The 1,305-nt window shown below is 65.8% G+C and carries 1 protein-coding gene; it reads left to right on the plus strand.

Annotated elements, in window-relative coordinates; translation table 11 throughout:
* The first annotated feature begins 205 nt into the window (after positions 1-205).
* Positions 206-1,231 (plus strand): DUF1214 domain-containing protein, encoded by a 1,026-nt coding sequence (locus LI94_RS21225; protein WP_024441823.1) that lies wholly within the window; start codon positions 206-208, stop codon positions 1,229-1,231.
* The last annotated feature ends 74 nt before the right edge of the window (positions 1,232-1,305 follow it).

Raw genomic sequence — 1,305 nt, forward strand, 5'->3', positions numbered from 1 at the left:
CCGCAACCCGTGTCGATAAACCCCTTGCCTGCATCAACCGGGACCGCCCGGTAGGTTGCGCTGCATGTCCAAGCGATGGCTTTCTGCGTGCGGAACGGTGACAGCAGCACTGGTCCTGAGCGGATGCGGGCTGACCGTGACGAAGACCGGCACCGACCCGGTCGCGAACGTGGCCCCCCGCAGCACCCCCAACGGCATGGTGTTGGTGTCGCCGGACAACTTCGTGCGGGCGGTCACCGACCAGGAATTCACCAACATCGTCAACGAGAACGGCTTCGGCCGTTTCTTCCACATGCGCGACGTCACCCCGGTCGACCGGCAGCTGGTGGTGCGGTCCAATCGGGACACCCTGTATTCGGCGGCGGTGTTCGACCTGCAAGCCAGTCCGGTCACCCTGACGCTGCCCGATCCCGGTCAGCGGTACATGTCGGCGCAGGTGATCAACCAGGACGAATACGTCACGGACATGTTCTACGGCGGCGGCGAGCACACGCTGGATCAGCAGCATGTCGGCACCCGCTATGTGGCCGTCGCCATTCGCATCCTGGCCGACCCCAACGATCCCGCCGACCTCGCCGCAGCCCACCGCCTGCAGGACGCGATCACCGCGCACCAAGACGACACCGGCAGCTTCGACGTGCCCCGGTGGGATCCGGTCAGCCAGAAGAAGGTCAGCGACGCGCTGTTGGAGCTGGCCCAAACGATCCCCGACACCCGGGGCATGTTCGGCAGCGAGGCCGAAACCGACCCGGTGCGGCATCTGATCGGGGCAGCCGCGGCGTGGGGCGGCAACTCCGAGAAGGAGGCGTTGTACCTCAATGTCACCCCGGCCCGCAACGACGGCAACACGGTGTACCGCCTTACCGTCAAAGACGTTCCGGTGAAGGCGTTCTGGTCGGTCACCGTCTACAACAAGAACGGCTACTTCACGGAGAACCCGCAGCAGGCGTACTCGGTCAACAACATCACCGCGGACAAAGCGGCGGACGGATCGGTGACCGTGCAGTTCGGGGGATGTTCCGACGACAACAAAGCCAATTGCCTGCCCACCACGCCGGGCTGGAACTACCTGGTCCGGCTCTACCAGCCGGACAAGGAGATCTTGTCGGGCAAGTGGGTCTTCCCGGCGGCGCAACCCGAAGAGTCATCGAGTAGCGAGACCCGTTCTCCGGCACCGGCACCCGGTCCCGCGGCAACGCCCCCGCCGGCGCCGTCGCGGCCGGCACGCTGACCACAGGGCCGGCACCCGGCAAGCCGGTTGAGGAGGTAGCTGGTGCTGTCTCTTATACACATCTCCGAGCCCAC

This window comes from Mycobacterium sp. UM_Kg27 (assembly GCF_000972905.1).
Taxonomy (GTDB): Bacteria; Actinomycetota; Actinomycetes; order Mycobacteriales; family Mycobacteriaceae; genus Mycobacterium.